General features: G+C 44.4%; 18 protein-coding genes. 5 read left to right on the top strand and 13 right to left on the bottom strand.

Annotated features, from left to right (window positions below; all coding sequences use genetic code 11):
* Positions 1-87 precede the first annotated feature (87 nt).
* Genes Q4592_RS00595 through sdhC form a run of 4 tightly spaced genes read right to left on the bottom strand, consistent with a single transcriptional unit; the run spans position 88 to position 3,366 of the window.
* Complete coding sequence (locus Q4592_RS00595; RefSeq protein ID WP_137673005.1) at positions 88-801, bottom strand: succinate dehydrogenase iron-sulfur subunit; 714 nt, start codon at positions 799-801, stop codon at positions 88-90.
* An 11-nt stretch (positions 802-812) separates the two neighbouring features.
* On the bottom strand, positions 813-2,582 hold the full coding sequence (gene sdhA / locus Q4592_RS00590; protein ID WP_137673006.1) for a succinate dehydrogenase flavoprotein subunit: 1,770 nt from the start codon (positions 2,580-2,582) through the stop codon (positions 813-815).
* Positions 2,583-2,587: 5 nt separating this feature from the next.
* Positions 2,588-2,929 (bottom strand): succinate dehydrogenase, hydrophobic membrane anchor protein, encoded by a 342-nt coding sequence (sdhD, locus tag Q4592_RS00585; RefSeq protein WP_303508486.1) that lies wholly within the window; start codon positions 2,927-2,929, stop codon positions 2,588-2,590.
* Positions 2,923-3,366: a succinate dehydrogenase cytochrome b556 subunit gene (gene sdhC / locus Q4592_RS00580; RefSeq protein WP_137673008.1), complete on the bottom strand. Its 444-nt coding sequence runs from the start codon at positions 3,364-3,366 to the stop codon at positions 2,923-2,925. The genes sdhD and sdhC overlap by 7 nt, the downstream gene beginning before the upstream one ends.
* A 336-nt stretch (positions 3,367-3,702) precedes the next feature.
* Here sdhC and gltA point away from each other — a divergent pair, with 336 nt between their 5' ends.
* Positions 3,703-4,974: a citrate synthase gene (gene gltA / locus Q4592_RS00575; RefSeq protein WP_137673009.1), complete on the top strand. Its 1,272-nt coding sequence runs from the start codon at positions 3,703-3,705 to the stop codon at positions 4,972-4,974.
* Between the two features lie 70 nt (positions 4,975-5,044).
* On the opposite strand, the gene Q4592_RS00570 is transcribed toward gltA, so the two are convergent.
* The 6 genes from Q4592_RS00570 to Q4592_RS00545 are packed head-to-tail and all read right to left on the bottom strand — an operon-like array spanning position 5,045 to position 11,431.
* A complete protein-coding gene (locus tag Q4592_RS00570) occupies positions 5,045-5,521 on the bottom strand; it encodes a DUF2947 domain-containing protein (protein WP_137673010.1) in 477 nt (158 codons plus the stop codon).
* A gap of 32 nt (positions 5,522-5,553) precedes the next feature.
* Positions 5,554-6,288, bottom strand: coding sequence for a 3-deoxy-manno-octulosonate cytidylyltransferase (gene kdsB, locus Q4592_RS00565; protein ID WP_303508480.1), 735 nt, complete (start codon positions 6,286-6,288; stop codon positions 5,554-5,556).
* Positions 6,285-6,473 (bottom strand): Trm112 family protein, encoded by a 189-nt coding sequence (locus tag Q4592_RS00560; RefSeq protein WP_137673012.1) that lies wholly within the window; start codon positions 6,471-6,473, stop codon positions 6,285-6,287. Before Q4592_RS00560 ends, kdsB begins: the two co-directional genes overlap by 4 nt.
* Entirely contained in the window at positions 6,457-7,395 is a 939-nt protein-coding gene (lpxK, locus tag Q4592_RS00555) for a tetraacyldisaccharide 4'-kinase (protein ID WP_303508475.1), read from the bottom strand. The genes Q4592_RS00560 and lpxK overlap by 17 nt, the downstream gene beginning before the upstream one ends.
* 47 nt (positions 7,396-7,442) lie before the next feature.
* Positions 7,443-9,191, bottom strand: a complete 1,749-nt coding sequence (msbA, locus tag Q4592_RS00550; RefSeq protein WP_303508473.1) for a lipid A export permease/ATP-binding protein MsbA — start codon at positions 9,189-9,191, stop codon at positions 7,443-7,445.
* Between the two features lie 56 nt (positions 9,192-9,247).
* Positions 9,248-11,431, bottom strand: a complete 2,184-nt coding sequence (locus tag Q4592_RS00545) for a DNA internalization-related competence protein ComEC/Rec2 (protein WP_303508471.1) — start codon at positions 11,429-11,431, stop codon at positions 9,248-9,250.
* 68 nt (positions 11,432-11,499) lie between these two features.
* Here Q4592_RS00545 and Q4592_RS00540 point away from each other — a divergent pair, with 68 nt between their 5' ends.
* Positions 11,500-12,003, top strand: coding sequence for a DUF2062 domain-containing protein (locus Q4592_RS00540; RefSeq protein WP_137673015.1), 504 nt, complete (start codon positions 11,500-11,502; stop codon positions 12,001-12,003).
* 43 nt (positions 12,004-12,046) lie between these two features.
* Here the strand turns inward: Q4592_RS00540 and lolE are convergent, their stop codons facing one another.
* Genes lolE through Q4592_RS00525 form a run of 3 tightly spaced genes read right to left on the bottom strand, consistent with a single transcriptional unit; the run spans position 12,047 to position 15,162 of the window.
* Positions 12,047-13,285: a lipoprotein-releasing ABC transporter permease subunit LolE gene (gene lolE / locus Q4592_RS00535; protein ID WP_303508467.1), complete on the bottom strand. Its 1,239-nt coding sequence runs from the start codon at positions 13,283-13,285 to the stop codon at positions 12,047-12,049.
* Position 13,286: 1 nt separating this feature from the next.
* Positions 13,287-13,985 (bottom strand): lipoprotein-releasing ABC transporter ATP-binding protein LolD, encoded by a 699-nt coding sequence (gene lolD, locus Q4592_RS00530; RefSeq protein ID WP_303508465.1) that lies wholly within the window; start codon positions 13,983-13,985, stop codon positions 13,287-13,289.
* Positions 13,978-15,162: a lipoprotein-releasing ABC transporter permease subunit gene (locus Q4592_RS00525; protein ID WP_303508463.1), complete on the bottom strand. Its 1,185-nt coding sequence runs from the start codon at positions 15,160-15,162 to the stop codon at positions 13,978-13,980. The genes lolD and Q4592_RS00525 overlap by 8 nt, the downstream gene beginning before the upstream one ends.
* Before the next feature lie 216 nt (positions 15,163-15,378).
* On the opposite strand from Q4592_RS00525, the gene Q4592_RS00520 reads away from it, so the two are divergent.
* The 3 genes from Q4592_RS00520 to Q4592_RS00510 are packed head-to-tail and all read left to right on the top strand — an operon-like array spanning position 15,379 to position 20,593.
* A complete protein-coding gene (locus Q4592_RS00520) occupies positions 15,379-15,957 on the top strand; it encodes a hypothetical protein (protein WP_303508460.1) in 579 nt (192 codons plus the stop codon).
* Positions 15,958-15,966: 9 nt separating this feature from the next.
* Positions 15,967-19,422 carry a transcription-repair coupling factor gene (mfd, locus tag Q4592_RS00515; RefSeq protein WP_303508459.1) on the top strand — a complete coding sequence of 1,152 codons (3,456 nt, stop codon included), beginning with the start codon at positions 15,967-15,969 and terminating at the stop codon, positions 19,420-19,422.
* Positions 19,406-20,593 (top strand): peptidoglycan binding protein CsiV, encoded by a 1,188-nt coding sequence (locus Q4592_RS00510; protein WP_303508457.1) that lies wholly within the window; start codon positions 19,406-19,408, stop codon positions 20,591-20,593. The genes mfd and Q4592_RS00510 overlap by 17 nt, the downstream gene beginning before the upstream one ends.
* The last annotated feature ends 4 nt before the right edge of the window (positions 20,594-20,597 follow it).

Raw genomic sequence — 20,597 nt, 5'->3', positions numbered from 1 at the left:
ACTTTATAGGGTTTGATAAAAAAATAGCCATTCTACCGAAGTAAAATGGCTATTTAGAACCAAGCTAATTATAAAAATTAACTTTTGCTAAACAGCCCGTTTTATCAGCATCGACTTAATATGGCCGATTGCTTTTGTCGGGTTTAATCCTTTAGGACAAACACTTACACAATTCATAATGCCATGGCAACGAAAAACGCTGAAAGCATCATCTAATTCTGATAATCGTTCGTCTGTTGCTGTATCTCGGCTGTCTGCAAGCCAGCGGTATGCTGCAAGTAGACCGGCAGGACCAACAAATTTCTCAGGATTCCACCAGAATGAAGGACAAGAAGTTGAACAACATGCACATAAGATACATTCGTACATACCGTCTAACTTTTCACGCTCTTCTGGGCTCTGCAAGTTTTCGCGAGCTGGCGGAATCTGCTCATCATTAATCAAAAATGGCTTAATGCGAGCATAGTTATCATAGAACTGTCCCATGTCCACAACCAAGTCGCGAACCACAGGAAGGCCAGGTAATGGGCGGATAACTATATCGCCTTTACCCAATAAGTCTGACAAAGGTGTAACACATGCCAGACCATTTTTACCGTTCATGTTAATACCGTCTGAACCACAAACCCCTTCGCGGCAAGAGCGGCGAAAAGCAATGCTAGGGTCTTGTTCTTTAAGCAAAATTAATGCGTCTAGCACCATCATATCAGAGCCCTCAGGGACCTCAAGTTGATATGACTTCATATTTGGCTTGGTATCAGTATCCGGGTTGTAGCGGTACAAAGAAAAATTAACGTTCATTTGCCGCCTCCTTAATATGTACGAACTTTAGGTTCAAAAGCTTCACGCAGGTTTGGTGACATGTTCACCTCACGACGCCCCATGGTTTCAGTAGCTGGATCGAATAGCGAGTGGCATAACCACTGCGCATCGTCGCGCTCTGGGAAGTCGAAGCGGCTGTGCGCACCACGGCTTTCAGTTCTGAAGTTTGCAGCGTGAGCCGTTGCAATAGCGGTAGCCATTAAGTTATCTAACTCGAGGCATTCAACACGCTGGGTATTAAAGTCAGTTGATTTGTCATCAAGGCGAGCATTTTCTAAGCGCTTACGAATCACCTGTAACTCTTCTAAGCCTTGAGCCATAGACTCGCCTTCGCGGAATACCGAGAAGTTAAGTTGCATACACTGCTGCAAGTCTTTACGGATTTGCACTGGGTCTTCACCGTCAGACGTTGAATTTTCCCAACGATTGTATCGCGCCATCGCTGCTGCTAACTCTTCTTCAGTAGCGTCTGCCATGTTGATGTCATCGCTTAAGTATTCACCTAAGAACTTACCTGCTGCGCGGCCAAACACCACCAAATCAAGCAATGAGTTACCACCTAAGCGGTTTGCTCCATGTACCGATACACAGGCAATTTCACCTACCGCAAACAAGCCATTGATGATTTTATCTTCACCGTTCTCGTCTTTAGTAATAGCTTGACCATTTACGTTACAAGGCACGCCCCCCATTTGGTAGTGACAAGTAGGAATCACCGGAATAGGCTCTTTTACTGGATCAACGTGAGCAAAGGTACGAGATAATTCACAAATACCCGGTAAACGGCTTTCTAATACTTCTTCACCAAGGTGATCAAGTTTTAGTTTAAGGTGTGGACCCCATGGGCCGTCACAGCCTCGGCCTTCACGAATTTCTGTCATCATCGAGCGAGCAACAACATCACGGCCGGCTAAGTCTTTAGCATTTGGCGCGTAACGCTCCATAAAGCGTTCACCGTCTTTATTAAGAAGGTAACCACCTTCACCACGACAACCTTCAGTAACCAGTACTCCAGCACCAGCAATGCCCGTTGGGTGAAATTGCCACATCTCCATATCTTGGATTGGTACGCCAGCACGTAACGCCATGCCAACACCGTCGCCAGTATTAATGTGTGCATTGGTAGTAGAAGCAAAAATACGCCCTGCTCCACCCGTTGCTAAAACCGTTGCTTTTGCTTTGAAATAAACCACTTCGCCGCTATCGATATCCATGGCGGTACAACCAACCACTTCGCCTTCAGCATTTTTCACTAAGTCTAAGGCATACCATTCAGAGAAAATGGTGGTCTTTTTCTTAACGTTTTGTTGATAAAGCGTATGTAACAAGGCATGACCGGTTCGGTCGGCCGCAGCCGCAGTACGTGCTGCCTGCTCGCCGCCAAATTCTTTAGATTGACCACCAAATGGTCGCTGGTAAATTGAACCGTCTTCGAAACGGGAAAATGGCAAGCCCATTTTCTCTAGCTCAATAATGACCTCTGGGCCTACATTACACATATATTCAATGGCATCTTGGTCACCAATGTAGTCAGACCCTTTAACGGTATCGTACATGTGCCATTGCCAGTTATCTTTGTGAGAGTTACCTAAAGCAACCGTAATACCACCCTGGGCAGATACGGTGTGAGAGCGAGTAGGAAACACTTTAGATATAAGGGCGCAAGACTTGCCCTCTTCAGAAATTTGTAGAGCAGCGCGCATTCCCGCACCGCCTGCGCCGATAACTACGGCGTCGAATTCTCGAATAGAAATTGCCACTCGACTTACCCCCAAATAATAAACAAGCCACTAGCGACATAGATAAGCGCTATAACTGTTAAAGAAAACTGTAAACCTAAACGCAATGACGTGCATTTAACGTAGTCGGTTAGTACCTGCCATAAGCCAATCCATGCGTGTATCAACATTGAGAACAGCGCAAGCAAGGTAAATACTTTGGTTGGAAGCCAAGCGAAGAATCCACTCCAAGACTGATATGTCACATCGTTAAATGCGAAGAAGCCTAACAAGTAGATTGTATATAAAGTTAAGATGATGGCGGTTGCGCGAATGAGCAAATAGTCATGTACGCCGCTACGGCCAAAAGTTGCAGCATTAGTTACCATACGATTACTCCCATTAGAACTGCGAGTACAGCAGTGATAATGAATGAGATTTTAGCGCTAGATGAGGCACTATCTAGCTCTTCCCAATAGCCCATGTCCTGAATCAAGTGACGTATTCCGCCAACTATGTGATACATCAACGCAGTTAGGCTGGCCCAAATGATTAACTTAACTAAGAAGTTATCCATAATAGACTGCACATTTGCAAAACCTTCTGCTGATTGAAGGGATTCAGCAAGTAGGCCAAGCAAAATAGCCAAGGCGAAAAATGTAATCACACCGGAAACACGATGCAAGATGGATGCAATAGCGGTAATGGGAAATCTGATGGTTTGTAGGTCGAGGTTTACTGGTCTTTGTTTTGTTTTCACGATTCTCTGCCCACTCAGGTCCTTGAGTATTATTATGATTATAAAGTGAAGCTCTGGACAGGGCATCGAGTTGCGATAATGTTAATTTTGTGAACTTAAGGCCATAAACTAGACTAAAGTCTAAAAACTACCATTTATATTGCGCAAAAAATGCTCGGACTAGCGCTATACTTCGAGCAAAGTATAACGCCCACATAATACAAATACAATTAACATTTCCTTCATTTAGCTAATTTAACGCAACGAAACAGCCAACTTAAATCGAAAATTTAACATTAGCGCTATAAGTCACCATAAATCACAACCAAGGCTAATTGACATTTGGTCTAGTGTTGGGTCAGAATGTGCTGCGCTTTGTATCCAAAATAACAATACAATTAGAACAAGCAAGGGAGACGTGCTATGGCTGACAATAAAGCCACCCTAACGCTGCCAGGCCAAGAGGCATATGATTTGCCTATAATGTCTGGTACAGCGGGACATGACGTAATTGATGTTCGAACTCTAGGTAAAAAAGGGTATTTTACCTTTGATCCAGGTTTCTTAGCGACCGCTTCATGTGAATCAAAAATCACCTATATTGATGGTGAGCAAGGTATTTTGTTACACCGAGGTTACTCAATTGAGGACCTAGCAAAACATGCTGATTACCTTGAAGTTTGTTATATTCTCTTGTTCGGCGAGCGACCAAACGTTGAACAATACGAGAAATTTAAAACAACTGTTACACGCCACACCATGGTGCACGAACAGTTAATCCACTTTTTCCAAGGTTTCCGTCGTGATTCGCACCCTATGGCGATCATGGTGGGTGTAGTTGGCGCTTTATCTGCTTTCTACCACGACTCGATGGATATTTCTAACGAGCGTCACCGCGAAATAGCGGCCTACCGCTTAATTTCCAAGATGCCAACGCTTGCAGCCATGAGCTACAAGTATTCTGCTGGCCAACCGTTCGTTTACCCTCGTAACGATTTAAGCTATGCAGCAAACTTCTTGAATATGATGTTCTCAGTACCTACTGAAGAATATAAGGTAAGCCCAGTTGTAGAACGCGCTATGGATCGCATCTTTACTTTGCATGCAGACCACGAGCAGAACGCTTCTACTTCTACAGTACGTTTAGCTGGTTCATCAGGTGCTAACCCATTTGCTTGTATCGCTGCAGGTATTGCCTGTTTGTGGGGGCCTGCTCACGGTGGTGCCAACGAAGCATGTCTAACTATGTTAGAAGAAATAGGCTCGGTAGACCGTATTCCTGAGTTTATTGAACGCGCTAAAGACAAAGATGACCCATTCCGGCTAATGGGCTTTGGTCATCGCGTTTACAAAAACTACGATCCACGCGCTACTGTAATGCGTGAAAGCTGTCATGAAGTACTCAACGAGCTAAACATTGACGATCCATTATTGGATGTTGCAATGGAACTAGAACGTATAGCCCTTTCTGACCCGTACTTTAAAGAGAAGAAATTGTTCCCTAACGTAGATTTCTACTCTGGTATCGTGCTTAAAGCTATTGGTATCCCAGTAAGTATGTTCACGGTAATCTTTGCGCTATCTCGCACAGTAGGTTGGATTGCTCACTGGAAAGAAATGATGGAAGAGTCAACTCAGCGAATTGGTCGTCCACGTCAGCTTTACACTGGTGAACCACACCGCCCGTTCAAGTAAATCTTATTTGCTGAGCGCTAAACAAAAAATCCGAAACCTAGGTTTCGGATTTTTTTATCTTTCGATTTAGTTAACTAGGTTTGTTACCGTATTGATAACTGCCATTGGCAAGAAACTGCGCGACTTCGCTACGCTTTTTAGCCATCAACAATGCACCATCGTCCATAAAAAGAAAGTTCTTCCAGCATCGCTTAAACACTGCCCAGGTCGTTTCAATCACATTGTGTTGGTCGTTACAGTAATAAACCACCGTGTTATCTTGCCACTGTAGGTGTTCTAACAGTTCTTCCGGCAAGGTAAGTTGATCGCTATCCCAAACATCTTCCCAATTGCCTTGCTCAGTCCAAGTATCCATATTAAAAGCCCAATCCCCTTTTCTAAAAAAGTCTGGGTGATCCACTTGTTTGCTGACGGATTCTTTCCAAAGTAACGTAGCGCGAGTGTCGGTCATTGGTTTTATCAGGCTGGAGTCTGCCTCACTCACGGGTAAATCAGCACGTTTAAAGATCCATGCTTTTTTATGCTCACTTAAAGGAATGTAATTCATACGTTCTCTGGTTACTTACCATTATAAAAAGGCTAATTAAAAAGGGCTCTGATTTTCTCTAGATCTTCGGGTGTATCCACGCCATGCGCAGGTGTTTCTATCGCTCGAGCCATTTTTATTTTGTGTCCATGCCAAAGCACTCGCAGTTGCTCTAGCTTCTCCATTTTTTCAATAGGAGAAGGACTTAACTGCAAATATTCGCCGACAAAATGACAACGATATGCGTAAATACCGATATGGCGAGAGTAAAGCTCACTACGCCAATCACCATCGCGCTCGTGTGGCACTGCCGAGCGACTAAAATACAAGGCGTGGTCATCTTTATCACACACCACTTTCACCACGTTAGGATCATGAATATCTGTATCATCGGTAATAGGCACCGATAAACTCGCCATCTTCACTTCTGGCGCTTTATCTAATAAACCTGCAACCTGACTAATCACCGCTGGAGGAATAAGCGGTTCATCGCCTTGTACGTTTACCACAATGGTATCGTCGGCTAAATTTAGCCGCTCACATACTTCAGCTAAACGTTCAGTGCCGGACTCATGAGTATCAGCGGTTAAAATCACCTCTGCGTTAAAGCTGTTAGCAACCTCAACAATGCGTTGATCATCAGTAGCAATCACTACTCGTTCAGCCCCCGACTTACACGCTTGTTGGTACACCCTTTCAATCATGGTTTTACCTGCAATATCTTGTAAGGGCTTTGCAGGTAAACGCGTAGATTGATAACGCGCCGGTATAACTACCACAAACTTCATTGCGGTAACTCATTGGCCGACATTTCTCGTGCTTCGTTAACCAACAAAACAGGAATAGCATCTTTCACTGGATAAGCTAAACGGTCAAATTTACACACCAGCTCGTTGTTAGGTTTATCGAAATGCAACTTACCTTTACATAGAGGGCAAGCCACAATTTCTAATAGGTTATGTTCTACTGACATGAGATTTTTCCTGTAATAAAGAGAAGAACTGTTGATAAAACTGCTCTGGCAACACGCTATCTACGGGTAAATAATACCAATTAGTGCCCGCACTATCGCGATATTTTATGGCATCTTTCTCTGTCATAATCACGCTTTTATCAAGCAATTCTTTATGTTGTTCTTGGCTTAGGGGCCGGTGATCTTCTAAGTTGATTCGTTGTTTAACTGAAAAACCCAAGTATTCAAGAGAATCAAAAAAGCGCTTAGGATTACCTATCCCTGCAAAGGCTGCATCAAAATGTTTATCACTTTGAATATCGCCACTGCCCTTAACGGCTTTCAGCGCACTAGGTTGCAATTGCAATAGATGGCTTTCAGTTGAATAACTAGGTTGCCCATTACTCACGATTAAATCTACATCAACTAAACGAGATGCGGGCTCTCTCAGCGGTCCAGCCGGTAAGCAAAGGCCATTTCCGAGGCGGCGTTGCGAGTCGATCACGGCAATTTCTATATCGCGCTGTAAAGCATAATGTTGCATGCCATCATCACAAATGATGAGGTCCACACCTTGTTCAACAATACTTTTACAGGCTTGGCTACGATTAGGATCCACCACAACAGGGCATTGAGTACGTAGGTGAATCAGTAAAGGTTCATCACCGCATTCTGCCGCTGCGCTAAGTTCAGTCACATTGTAAGGGTAATTTTTGGTAGTACCGCCATATCCGCGGCTCACTACGCCGGGCTTAAACCCACGTTCTTGAGCTGCTTTAACTAAGGCTAGAACAACCGGTGTTTTACCATTTCCGCCAACACTAATATTACCTACTATCGCCACGGGTACAGGTGGTCTGTAACTCGCCACCCAGCCTCGATTAAAGGCTAAACGCCGAACAATCGTTACTAAACGAAACAGATAACTAAGCGGCAGTAACAAAAGCAATTTTCCTTTATGCTGCCGCGCGTGTTGATACCAAAAGGTCACTATTTTTCGCCAAATTGAATTTGGTGTAACTGGTGATAAGTTCCTTTGTGAGCCATTAGCTCAGCATGACTACCTTGCTCTACAATCACACCTTCATCCAGTACAACGATAACGTCTGCACTTTCAATGGTTGAAAGTCGATGAGCAATCACAATCGCAGTTCTGTCTGAACATACTCTATCTATCGCTTCTTGAATTTTACGTTCTGATTCCGTATCCAAGGCTGAAGTCGCTTCATCTAAAATCAGCACAGGTGAATCTTTTAACAATGCGCGTGCAATGGCGATCCGTTGTCTCTGACCACCCGATAACATCACACCTTTCTCACCAATAATGGTATCAAAGCCGTCTTCAAACTTATCAACAAAACTGGTCACGTTAGCCATTTCAGCAACTCGCTCTATGTCTTCTCGGCTTGCGTCTTCTTTGGCATAGCCAATATTGTCGGCGATAGTGCCACTGAACAAGTGTACTGTTTGAGACACTTGGGCAAACTGCTCACGCAAATTGGCGAGTTTGTAGTCTTGAATAGGTCTGTCGTCTAACAAAACAGAGCCTTGCTGAACTTCATAAAACTTGGGTAACAAGCTGGCAATAGTGGTTTTACCACTACCTGAGCGCCCCACTAACGCCACCGTTTGCCCCTCTTCAATGGTTAAATTAATGCCTTTAAGCACTAATTCATTTTTAGTGGGGTAGGTAAACTGCACATCTTTTAGAACCACTTTACCTTGAGCTCTCGGCGTTTCGAAGGTGCCTTTATCATTTTCAGGATCCATGTCTAGCACTGAGAACAAGCTTGTACAAGCGGCCATTGCACGTTGTACATCGTTATTTAGTTGAGTAATCACGCGAAGCGGTTTTAGTAACATCATCATTGACGTAACAATAATGGTAAAAGTACCCGGCGTAAGCTCTTGTACTAGCTCTGGAGAAGATGCAGCAAACAACACCACCGATAAGCCAATAGACGCAATAAATTGCACTGCAGGGTTAGCAATTGCACTTACCGTTGCCATTTTCATTTGCTGACGTCGAATCATATTACTAGCACTGTTAAAACGCTCAGCTTCTTTTGGCTGACCACCAAAAGACAAAATTTCACGATGTCCGTTCAACATTTGTTCACTGGTGGTGGTGACATTCCCTACCGCATGTTGCAAATGAGTACTAATTTTACGGAAACGGCGGCTCACAGAACTAATTGCAAGACCAACTGGAGGACCAATAACAAAGAAGATCAATGACAATTGCCAGCTGTTATAGAACATCAAGCACAGCAAGCCAATGATAGTGGCGCTCTCGCGAACTAAGTTCACTAAACTAGCGGTAGCAGCAGTGCTCACCTGGTTAGAGTCATAGGTGATCTTTGACAATAAGGTGCCGGTTGGGTTTTTATCAAAAAACGACACTGGCATTAACATCAGATGATTAAATATTTGCCGTTGGATTTTCATCACAAGGTGACCACCAACCCAAGACATCCCGTAACTACTGGCAAATCCGCATATACCGCGCAATAACACGATCCCCAAGATGAAGATCGGCATATAGGTCATGATGTCTGGGTTTTCCCCCGACAGGCCTTCATCGATAAGAGGCTTAATTGAATACACAAATAAAGTATCAACCGCACCGTAACCAATCATGCCAATAATTGCGACAATCAGGCCAATTTTGCGATCTTTTACGTAGCTTAATAAGCGGATATAGTTCGCTTTTGTATCAGTAGCTGTTTCTGGAATCATAAGAACAGAGTTATTCCATCGGAAAAATTGCCTTAGTTTAGCGGTTTATAGAGAAATCACCAACTGATGATTTGTTGGTACCATGGGCTTGAAGTGAGATAGCGCTGCTGAGTGACTTGGTATGAACGGTCACCAATTTCAAGATGAATGGCGCCGCCCTTTCCTGTAACAAACTGCTCACTGGCAGAATATCGCTCGGTAACTGAAGTGTGAGGAAAACCAAAACGATTATAAGCACCGCTGCTATGCATCACTATTTTGGGCTGTAATGCATTAATAAACTCGTTAGAAGAAGAACTGTTACTACCATGATGCGGGCTCAGTAAAAAACTCACTTTACTTAAGCCTTCCGCTAACAATTGTTGTTCAGCCATTTGTTCTATGTCTCCTGTCAGTAACAAACTGTAGTTACCATCGAAAACCCGCAAAGTGCATGAGCCATTGTTTCCCTCACCTAAATTCGCCATACGAAATGTCAGCGCTAACTCTCCCCAATTGATTTGCTCATTACATCGTTCAGCAGGTAATCGTTTATCGCGGCCATAAAACCGTAACGCTTTAGGAAAAGCCTCTTCAAGTACCCTTCTTCCTCCTGCGTGGTCGTTATCACCGTGGCTGGTCACAATAGCTGTCACGTGCTCAATACGTAAATCTACCAATAGTGGCAGAATCACGCTTTCTGCGTAGGAAAAACCACTTCTAAAGCGCGGGCCACTATCAAAAACTAGGGCTTGGTTATTACGCTCAATAACAACAGCCAAGCCTTGCCCAACATCCAATACATATACTTGCCAATTGAGACTTCTAGGCCAAAATGAGTTGAACAAAGGAACTAACAGCAAAACGCTTAGATAAGCAATGGCAAAGCGCCGACCTACTGCACTCGCAGTTAACAACACACTAAACAACAACACACACAAGCCCAATAAGGCAATGGGTGTTGTAAAGCTCACTGCTTGAAGACCAGCCAAAAAGTCTAAACCTCGAAACGACACCGCAAACAAATTATTGAGTAACTCGGCTAAATTCTCTACATCAGGAAAATCAAAAGAGAGCCCTAACATTAACAACAAGTTAAGCGGCACCAAAATCATACTAAATAACGGAACAGCGACGAGGTTTAGCAATAAAGCGCCACTCGGTAACTGACCAAACATAGCCACTTGAATCGGTAGCATAGCGATACCAATCATCGCTTGAATAAGAACAAGCATCAGCAGCTTGTTACTAGGGCCTAGCCATAAACAAAGTAAAACCACTGATACCGCTGTATATGAAAGCCAAAAACCGTTGCTATACAAACTAAACGGCCAAAGCAACAGAATGATAAAAGCGCTAACAACAATGCCAGAGGCTAAGTTACGCCTTTGGGTAGTCAAACCAAACACCAATAAACAGCCATACATCAACAAAGCTCGCATCATTGATAGCTGCCAATTTGCCAACCAGCAATAAATCAGGCAACACCCAAAACTCGCGATCAACGGACCACTAGCGTGAGGCATTCGAATAGTTAGCCCTATTAAACGAAACAGCCACCAAGACCACATTGCTGCGATGCCTAAATGCAAACCTGATAGAACAAATAAATGACCTAAACCAGATTGTTGATACAGCGTTCGCCGCTCAGAATTCAACAAGCGTTTATCACCTACCATTAAGGCAAGTAGCTCTCCACCATATTCATAACCACTTAATTGCCCCGCTAAATTCGCCACCCAGCGCTCGCGAAACGACACATCTTCACCTAAGGCTTGGTGCGAAACCAAACTACCCCGCCCCACCATTGACTTTGAAACGAGCCAACGAGCGTAATTGAACCCCGCAGGATTGATACTGGCAAATACGGGTTTAAGTTTAGCGATAGCTTTAATCGATTGACCAGGTTGTAATATTTGGCTTTGATTATTCTGAGGCGAATGGTACAAACTTAGCTTAGGCTTCCACCATGCTAAACTTGATCTAGTATCGAGCTGGTCAACTTGCAGCGTAACTTTTTGCCAGTATTGATTATTATCAACTGCCAAGACCACGCCATGTATGCTAAAGTTGGCCGCTTTTTGTTGGATATCAACAATCCATGACTGATAATACAGCGCATGGCTGTTTATCCAACACACGCCAAATATGAAGCCAGCAGCCCAGAGCTTTCTTTTCCAAAGTAAAGCCGCTAGTGCAACGTAGCTAACATATAGTAAAGGTAGGCTCAGTAAACTAGGCCAGATTAACGATGATGTCATTGCTAGCAAACTTGCTAGTAAAAAGACGTTCATATGTCATAAGAAGTTTATTATCAATAACAAACTATATGCCAAAAAAGACGATACAACGATTTATTCCTAAAACAGAAGAGCTAAAAGCTAACAAACACCTTAAGTTTTTTGGTGACTGGTTGCACAACCCTAATTTGTGGCACCTTAATCGACGCTCTGCAGCTGGTGCCTTTGCAATTGGGCTATTTGTTGCTTTTATCCCCTTACCGTCGCAAATGATTATTGCGGCAGCTTTAGCGATAATGTTTAAAGTAAACTTGCCGCTTTCAGTAGCATTAGTATGGATTTCGAATCCTTTTACTATTCCCGCTATTTTCTATTTTTGTTATATCGTAGGCACCGGCATATTGGGGCAGCCCGTTGCAGATTATCATTTAGAATTATCATGGCATGGCTTAGAACATTTGATAGCGACCATCGGTCCGGCGTTCTTGTTAGGTAGTTTGGTCTGCGGCATTATCTTTTCAATACTTGGTTACTTTTCAATAAACGCACTGTGGCGATACTCCGTGCGGCGCCGTTACCGTAAACGTCGTTAATAAAAAAGGAGCTTAATCGCTCCTTTTTTGCATCTGCATTACCTTAACCCAGTTCTTGAGCCGGCTTCACTCTGGTGGCTTGCCAAGCAGGCCAAATGGTGGCCAACATACTCAACAACAATGCCGCCCCAACCACCGCTAATACATCTGTCCAAATTAGTTTAACGGGTAAGAAATCGATAAAGTAGATATCGGCAGATAACAAGGTATGTCCCATTAAACTCTCAATTAACCCGACTAATTTGGGTAATCCAAAGCTACCGGCAATACCTAAAACGGCTCCCCAAGCGCAACCTAATACACCGTTGTAAGAACCGTAAACCACAAAGCTGCGAAGCAAGCTGGCATCACTGGCCCCCATGGTTTTAAGAATCGCGATATCCCCGCGCTTTTCACTCACCGCTAAAATAAGGGTGGAAACAATGTTAAAGCTAGCAACTGCAACAATTAATAACATGATGGCATACATAATGGTGCGGACTAATTGGATATCTTGATACAAGTACCCATGTTGGCGGATCCAGCTTTTTATATACACTAACTGCGGATAGGTTTTAGCTACCGAACGCACCACTTTATCGGCTTTCAGTGGGTCGACAACCCTTAAACTAATTCCAGATACGCCCTCTTGCCACTGCATAAGCTTTTGAGCATAAGCCAAATTAATAAATGCTAGCTGGTTGTCCAACTGGCCGCCTGCGTTCATTAAGCCTACCACTTTTACTCTAATACGCTGTGGCGAACTGAGCCGATTTTGCTGATTAGCCTTGGGTAGCAACAAGGTCACTTGCTCGCCTACCGATACGCCTAGCAAATCAGCGATACCCGCACCTAACACCAGTTGAGCTTGGTTCTCGGCCAAAGCGTGCCAAGCATCGTCACCCACGTACTGATGTAGATTAGTCACGTTTTTTTCTAGCTCAGGGTCAATACCTTTAAGAGCCAAGGCTTTCATGGTTTTGCCTTTTTGTACCAAAGCACTAAAGCTAATGTAAGGAGCGGCGCCTAATACTTGACTATTATTAGTAGCCGAGCTTAATAGTTGCTCATGGTCACTTAGAGGTGGATTTACAGCCTCTAACTCCCCATGGCTTACAATGGCTAAAAAACGGTCACGCAGCTCTCTTTCAAAACCATTCATTACCGACAAGCCAATAATTAACACCGCCACACCTAATACAATACCTAGGGTAGAAGACGCTGAAATAAACGAAATAAAGCCATTACTGTTTTTAGCGCGGTGGTAGCGTAAGCCAATAAAAAAAGATAAAGGCAGGCGCATACTATTCGCCTTTGGCAACAAAGTTGCCATCTTGCATATACGCTTGGCGGCTAAACTTAGCAGCTAATGCTAAGTCGTGAGTCACCACCACAAAAGCCGTGTTTAAATCGCGATTAAGCTCTAAAATTAGTTGGTAGATGGACTCTGTACTGTGGCTATCTAGATTACCAGTAGGCTCATCGGCTAGCACTAAACTCGGCTCATTCACTAAGGCTCTGGCAATAGCGGTACGTTGCCGTTCACCACCAGATAGCTCGGCAGGTCGGTGCGTTAAGCGATGTCCTAAACCTACACGTTCTAACAAACTCTTTGCTTTGCCATAAGCTACTTTTTTAGGCTGACCAGCAATTAATAGCGGCATTGCTACGTTCTCTATTGCCGAAAATTCACCCAACAAGTGGTGAAATTGGTAGATGAAACCTAGCTTTTGATTACGCAGTTTTGCAAGTTGCTTGCTCGTTAGCCCATCTATACGTTGTTTATCAATGCTTACTTCGCCTTCGTTGGCCTCATCGAGCCCACCAAGAATATGCAATAAAGTACTTTTACCTGAACCAGAACTTCCAACAATAGCAACCGCTTCTCCTGGGTAAACACTAAAATCTACGCCATGCAGTACTTCGGTAAACTGGCTACCATCTTGGTAAGTTTTACAAATATTTTTTGCCACTAAAACGGGCTGAGCATTAAGCTCACTCATAACGAAGTGCCTCTGCAGGGTGAATTTTGCTGGCTCGCCAAGCGGGATAAATGGTAGCTACAATGCTTAACAGCATGGCAGCAACCGTAATAAAGATAATTTGGTCGCTACGTTGTAATACGGGTAAACCTGCGCCGCCTAAATTAGCCGCAAAGTTCAAACCGATTCCCGACATAACCATGTTAATGTTATTGCTCAGCCACCAACCACTTAGCGCCCCTACCCCCGCGCCTATGCAGCCACTCCAAGCACCTTGCATAACAAACACCATCACAACTTTGTCGCGAGATAAACCCAGTGTTTGCAAAATGGCAACATCACTGCGTTTTTCGCCTACCATCATCACTAGACTAGAAAGAATGTTAAAGGCAGCTACTGCAATAATTAGACAGAACAGCATACCCATCATGTTTTTTTCCATTTTTACTGCAGCAAATAGCTCACCGTAGAAACGTCGCCAATCTTGATATTCAATCGAGGCGGCATCTAACTGTTTAGAGAGGGTTTCAATTTGAAAAGGATCATCTAAGAAATAGCGCTGCTGGCTTACCATATCCACAGGTGAGCGAAGTAAGCGAGCGCTGTCTTCAATATTCACCAAGATGAACTGTTTATCGACCTCTGCGGCAAACTCAAACACCCCCGATACCACAAAGTTACGTTGTGAAGGCATTTCCCCTAACGGTGTATACACCAGCCGATCGGTGGCCAATAAACGAATAGTATCGCCAAGCCGCACACCTAACGCGTTTGCTACACCAATACCAATAACCGCGTTATAGCTGCCGGCCTGTAAGCTATCCAAGTCACCAATTAGCATTTTTTTACGTAACAACGCTGCATCAGCTTGCTGAGTCACATCAATGCCTTGCATCATTGCGGCATGCAAATTAGTACTGCTTTGCAAAACTACTTCGCTTAATACCAAAGGAGCATTTGCTACGCTGTTTAAGGCACTTGGCGCGAGTTGTTGAGAAGATAACGTGAGATGAGGAACCAAGTTCAAAATACGTTGTTTGAGCTGGTGTTCAAAACCATTCATTACCGAGATCACCGTAATGAGCGCTGCCACGCCAAGGGTAATACCCAAGGTAGAGAACCAACTTACAAATGAAGCGAAGCGTTGTTGTTTGGCTCCTCGCGAGAACCGCCATGCTATAAAGCCAATCAATTTCATCGAAGCGGCAGACATCCCTAGGCGTTGTAAAAAATCGCGCTAATCATACCGCGCGCCAGTTAGCCCAACAAGTCAGATCCTTAGCTTAATCACATAAAAAACAAAGATATTCAGTTTATTTGCAATCCGTTACACAACTTGTTGTAATTTCGCCTTCAACTACGCTTTTAAGCATGGTCTATTTGATAACTCGCCGCTCGGCGCTTGTAGGGAAATATGCAGGATCAACAGTATTTTAGTGTTACCCATCAGCTCAACGTTAATCTAGAAACTATTGATAACAGCGCGCTACCTCAGTCAACTGCAGAATTTGAAGCTAGCATTCCCGAACCATTTATTTTGGCTAACCCTGGTCAACATCAATCATTATTAGGCTTACGGGCCATTAAACAATTGGGCGAAGCCGGTGAGCAATTACTAAGCTATTTACATGCGCAAGAACAAAAGCTGAACCGCGTACTCAGTTATGTATTAGTCCAACAAGACAGTCCAGCACAGCGCACATTAAGCCAACAGTTTGGTGGTTCTGAAATACACTGTTTTTGGAAAGAAGCACTACCGAAAGGCCAATTACTCAAGTTAAAGATTTTTCTACCAGAAGAGTCTACCGCAGTATTTTGTTATGGTGAGGTATTGCAATCAAAAGCGATTGCCCATCGCAGCGAACACCTTATTGAAATAAGCTACAAACTTATTCGTGATGAAGACGTAGAAGCCTTGGTACGAGCAAGCTTACACGTGCAAAGCCAACAACTAAAAGCCCGAGCCGATGCTCGCCAGCAAGCCGACAAATAAGAGTTTCCTGTGTTACTAAATTTACCGTGTCCTGAATCAGCAGGCGATCAAAAACAAGTTAGCAACCTCCCAGGCAGCGCATTAGCGTTTGTTATTCAAGAATATATTGCCCAACTTGACGCCCCAATTGTTATTCTTACTGAAGATACTCGCAGTGCGCTTCAAATCGAGCGAGAAGTAAATGGCTTGCAGCCACAGCGTGCCCTGCATTTATTACCCGACTGGGAAACACTCCCCTACGATACCTTCTCGCCTCACCAAGACATTGTATCGCAGCGAATATTAAGCCTTAATCAGTTAAGTCACGATAAAAATAGTGTGCTTATAGCGCCTATTGCCACTTGGTTGCAACGCTGTGCCCCCGCAGAGTTTTTAGCTAAACACAGCTTACAGCTCAAGGTAGGCCAGCAGCTAAATTTGGCGGCATTTAAAGAACGTTTAGTGAGTGCTGGTTATCAGCATGTTGACCAAGTTATGGAGCATGGCGAATTTGCACTACGCGGCGGCTTGCTCGATTTATACCCCATGGGGAGCAACTTTCCTTTTCGCTTAGACTTTTTCGATGACGAACTCGACAGTATTCGTGAATTTGACCCCGACACCCAGCGCAGTGCAGAACAGCACAAAAGCATCACATTGCTGCCCGCTCACGAGTTTCCAACGGATACTAGCGGTATTGAAACCTTCCGCCAGCAATGGCGAGACCGTTTTGAACCCAGCCGTGATGCAGGTTCTATATACCAGCAAGTATCTAAAGGTATCATGCCGGCTGGAATCGAATACTACTTACCGCTGTTTCATGCGCACACCGAAAGCCTAACTGACCAACTTGCGGCAAATACCGTTATTTTAAAGGTGGGCGATTTAGATCATGCGGGCAAACAGTTTTGGAGCGAGTTAGGTGAGCGCTACGAAAACCGCCGCTACGATAAAGCGCGCCCAATCTTGCCGCCCGATGAGCTTTACCAAAGTACTGAGCAGTGCTTTAAAGAATTAAAACTGTTTGCTGGAGTAAAACTACATAAAGGCCCTGCACGTAGCAGCCAAGGCAAACTAAATTTAGACGCGCATACCCTGCCCGATTTAAGTGTTAATCATCGTTTAAATCTTCCCTTACAAGCGCTTAGTCATTATTTAGAGCATCACCCGCAACCAAAGACCTGCTTTATTGCAGAAACAGAAGGCCGCCGCGAAGCCCTTAAAAACCTGCTAAGCCCACTAAAGCTGCGTTTGAAAGACTACAGCAGCATTGCCGACTTTATTGCCAGCAAAGATAGCTTAGCCATGGTGGTAGCGCCGCTAGACAAAGGCTTTGAACTCAAAGAACCAAACATACAACTCATTAGCGAAGTAGATTTACTAGGCGATAAGGTTCGCGCTAAACAGCGCAAGGCCTCTAGCAAAACGCTAAATCCCGATGTACTTATTCGCAACTTGGCTGAGCTAACTATTGGTCAGCCAGTGGTTCACATTGAGCATGGTGTGGGTCGTTATTTCGGTTTAACCAGCTTTGAAAATGGCGGCATAAAAACTGAATTTTTAACGCTTGAATATGCTAATCAAGCCAAGCTTTACGTTCCCGTTAATGCATTGCATTTGATTAGTCGCTATTCAGGTGCAAACGACGAAACCGCTCCGCTACATAAACTGGGCAACGACCAGTGGCAAAAAGCCAAACAAAAAGCAGCAGAGAAAATTCGCGATGTTGCCGCCGAGTTGCTGGAAGTGTACGCCAAGCGCGCCGCCAAGCCTGGTTTTGGCTATGAATTAGACGATGCAGCTTATCAGCAGTTTTCGGCCGACTTCCCCTTTGAAGAAACCGATGACCAGCAACAAGCAATTGGGGCCACACTGCAAGACATGCAAACGCCAAATGCCATGGATCGCCTAGTATGTGGTGATGTGGGCTTTGGTAAAACAGAGGTCGCCATGCGTGCTGCCTTTGTGGCGGTGAATGCCGGTAAACAGGTTGCCGTTTTAGTGCCAACCACCCTACTAGCCCAACAGCATTTCGATAACTTTAGCGACCGCTTTGCTAATTGGCCAATCGAAGTCGCCTCGCTATCGCGCTTTAAAACCACCAAAGAACAAAACCTAGTGCTTAAAGACTTAGCCGCCGGCAAAGTCGACATTATTATTGGTACCCACAAACTACTTAGCAAAGACGTGAAGTATTCCGATTTAGGTTTGTTGGTGATAGATGAAGAACACCGTTTTGGCGTAAGGCAAAAAGAACAAATCAAAGCCATGCGGGCTAATATCGATATTCTGACGCTAACCGCTACGCCAATTCCACGTACTTTGAATATGGCGATGAGCGGCATGCGAGATTTATCGATTATTGCCACACCGCCAGCTAAGCGTTTAGCAGTAAAAACCTTTGTTCGCGAGCACGACTCAGCTTTAATTAAAGAAGCGATAAGCCGTGAAGTGATGCGTGGTGGCCAAGTTTACTTCCTACATAATAAAGTAGACACCATTGACCGCGTGGCCCAAGAACTGCGTGAATGGTTACCGCAAGCACGTATAACCGTGGCTCACGGACAAATGCGCGAGCGTGAGCTAGAACGAATAATGAGTGACTTCCACCATCAGCGTTTTAACGTTTTAGTGTGTACCACCATTATCGAAACCGGTATCGACATCCCTAGCGCCAACACCATTATTATTAACCGCGCCGACAACTTTGGATTAGCCCAGTTGCACCAATTACGTGGGCGAGTTGGTCGCTCACATCACCAAGCATATGCGTATTTACTCACGCCACCGCCAAAGCTTATCACCAAAGACGCGATTAAACGTTTGGATGCTATTGCCCAGTTAGAAGACTTAGGCGCAGGCTTTACGCTTGCCACTCACGATTTAGAGATTCGTGGTGCTGGAGAGCTATTAGGTGATGACCAAAGCGGACAAATTGAAGCGGTAGGTTTCACCTTGTATATGGAAATGCTTGATAGAGCTGTAACAGCGCTTAAAAACGGGCAAGACCTGAATTGGGACTTAAGCCAAACAGACCAATGTGAGATTGAATTGCGCGTGCCAGCATTGCTGCCTGACGACTACATTTTTGATGTTACTACTCGCCTAACCATGTACAAACGCATTGCCAATTGTGCTGACCAACCAGAAATGCGTGAATTGCAAGTTGAACTCATCGACCGCTTTGGTTTATTGCCAGAGCAAGCAAAAAACCTATTTGAAGTACAAAAGCTAAAAATTGAAGCCGAAGAACTCGGTATCAAGCGAGTGGAAGCAGGACCAAAAGGTGGTGTGGTAGAGTTTGGCGAATCAACAAAAGTTAATGCCGCTTTTCTAGTAAGCCTGTTACAATCACAACCAGCGATTTATCGCCTAGAAGGCGCAAATAAACTTAAATTTGCGGTACCTAGCGACAGCCCAGAACAACGATTAAGCTTGATCGAATCATTATTGGAGCAATTTACTGCCAATGCGACAAACTCTTAAAAATGCCCTGCAGCTAACCACGTTAGCTGCAGTAACACTAACCAGCTTACCGAGTGTTGCTCAAGAACCTCGCTGGTTTGACATAGAAGTTATCTTTTTTAAGCGAAATGTAAGTGTGGAAAGTAGCCAAGAATATTGGCCGCAGCCACAAACGCTAGGCGTAAATACCAGCGAACCATTACTCGCGCCGCTATTTGGTTGTAATGATGAACTAGAGCCCTGCATTGCCCCTCGATTTGATAAGTTACCGGTGAGCATAGACGGCAGAGGCTGGCCTATCACTGGCTCAACAAAACGCCAAATGCTGAGCAAACAGCAACTAGAACTAAATGATGAGTTTAATAAGCTTAAACAGCATGCTGCTTTCACGCCCTTACTTCACCTTGGTTGGCGTGAAATAGTTGCACCGCGTAATCGCGCTAAACACTACCAAATTCAAGCTGGTGAAGATTTCTCGACCCGTTTTAACGAAGACGGACGTTTACTTGGCTCATTAAATTTCTCTGACGATGCAATAATAGAGGAAAGCCAAGGCTTTGATTTAGCAGCTGAAAACATTTCGCTGTTTGACGACCCCGATACTGCCGTGGGAGCGTTTGATGTAGAGCCTGAAGCCGCTGCTGCGATTTGGGAATTAGAAGGCGGCATTCGTGTGTACCTTCAACACTACTTATACATTGAAACAGAGCTGCTGCTTAAGCGACCTGAAGATGTAGAGCTGTTAATCAACGAACCCGAGCAAGAGTTGCTTGGTGTTAATGCTAGCGAAGATCCGTTAACTACCGAGACTGAACTCAGTACAGTGGTGGTAGAAGCGCCTCTTTCTGTTGAAGAAGAGCAGCAACAAGTGGTGCTGTTAAGCGCCGATGCTAACAATGTTGAAGCCGGTAGTTTAGTCACCGAGTATCAAACAGAAGAGCAACTACAGAGCTTTAAATTTGACCAAAAACGTCGAGTTCGCTCCAGCGAAATTCACTATTTTGATCACCCATTAATGGGAATGCTGATTCAGATCCGCCGTAGCCCAGAAGAGCAAACAAACCTAACAAACAGCGCTGAGTCGTTGCCCGTTGCAGATGCTGTTGAAGAAAGTCCTGCGGTAAATGAACAAGCACAGCTAACCGACGATAATTCGCCTGAACAAAGCGCTAGCGCTACGCCAGCATCTTAATTAA

Origin of the sequence: Agarivorans sp. 1_MG-2023, from assembly GCF_030548385.1 — a bacterium.
Lineage (GTDB): Bacteria > Pseudomonadota > Gammaproteobacteria > Enterobacterales > Celerinatantimonadaceae > Agarivorans.
The sequence above is the reverse complement of the archived record's forward strand: the minus strand, read 5'-3'. Positions and strand labels throughout refer to the sequence as shown.

Bases quoted from the DNA above. Each gene is read 5' to 3' on its own strand.
- sdhC (WP_137673008.1), bottom strand. From the start codon at position 3,366: ATGCCCTGTCCAGAGCTTCACTTTATAATCATAATAATACTCAAGGAC.
- sdhD (WP_303508486.1), bottom strand. From the start codon at position 2,929: ATGGTAACTAATGCTGCAACTTTTGGCCGTAGCGGCGTACATGACTAT.
- Q4592_RS00520 (WP_303508460.1), top strand. From the start codon at position 15,379: ATGCAGGATCAACAGTATTTTAGTGTTACCCATCAGCTCAACGTTAAT.
- lolD (WP_303508465.1), bottom strand. From the start codon at position 13,985: ATGAGTGAGCTTAATGCTCAGCCCGTTTTAGTGGCAAAAAATATTTGT.
- kdsB (WP_303508480.1), bottom strand. From the start codon at position 6,288: ATGAAGTTTGTGGTAGTTATACCGGCGCGTTATCAATCTACGCGTTTA.
- Q4592_RS00510 (WP_303508457.1), top strand. From the start codon at position 19,406: ATGCGACAAACTCTTAAAAATGCCCTGCAGCTAACCACGTTAGCTGCA.
- gltA (WP_137673009.1), top strand. From the start codon at position 3,703: ATGGCTGACAATAAAGCCACCCTAACGCTGCCAGGCCAAGAGGCATAT.
- msbA (WP_303508473.1), bottom strand. From the start codon at position 9,191: ATGATTCCAGAAACAGCTACTGATACAAAAGCGAACTATATCCGCTTA.
- Q4592_RS00540 (WP_137673015.1), top strand. From the start codon at position 11,500: ATGCCAAAAAAGACGATACAACGATTTATTCCTAAAACAGAAGAGCTA.
- lolE (WP_303508467.1), bottom strand. From the start codon at position 13,285: ATGCGCCTGCCTTTATCTTTTTTTATTGGCTTACGCTACCACCGCGCT.
- Q4592_RS00525 (WP_303508463.1), bottom strand. From the start codon at position 15,162: ATGAAATTGATTGGCTTTATAGCATGGCGGTTCTCGCGAGGAGCCAAA.
- Q4592_RS00545 (WP_303508471.1), bottom strand. From the start codon at position 11,431: ATGACATCATCGTTAATCTGGCCTAGTTTACTGAGCCTACCTTTACTA.
- Q4592_RS00560 (WP_137673012.1), bottom strand. From the start codon at position 6,473: ATGTCAGTAGAACATAACCTATTAGAAATTGTGGCTTGCCCTCTATGT.
- Q4592_RS00570 (WP_137673010.1), bottom strand. From the start codon at position 5,521: ATGAATTACATTCCTTTAAGTGAGCATAAAAAAGCATGGATCTTTAAA.
- Q4592_RS00595 (WP_137673005.1), bottom strand. From the start codon at position 801: ATGAACGTTAATTTTTCTTTGTACCGCTACAACCCGGATACTGATACC.